1 protein-coding gene is annotated in these 231 nt (G+C 68.4%); it reads left to right on the top strand.

Going from position 1 to position 231, the window contains the following annotated elements:
- On the top strand, positions 1 to 231 hold a 231-nt coding region (locus ACLQ24_RS30735; protein WP_425895215.1), incomplete at both ends, for a hypothetical protein.

Here is a 231-nt window from a genome sequence, read left to right as displayed (position 1 = left end):
AGCCCACCCCGAGCACCAGCGCCGTACCCGCGAGCACCACCGGCGAACACCAGCACCTCACCCACACCGACGCGCCATCACAGCACATCACCGCCGGCCCACCCGAGCTCTTCTACCTCCCTGCCCACGCCCAACACGACTCCGACGGCGACTTCGGCGACCTCTTCAGCGACGAGGGAGCCGACACCCCCGCCGGCAGCCAATCGACACCTTTGATCACCTCTGGTGAGC

The sequence above is a fragment of the Micromonospora sp. DT4 genome (assembly GCF_049841675.1).
In the GTDB taxonomy this organism is placed as follows: domain Bacteria; phylum Actinomycetota; class Actinomycetes; order Mycobacteriales; family Micromonosporaceae; genus Micromonospora.
This window is presented reverse-complemented; position numbering and strand designations above follow the sequence as displayed.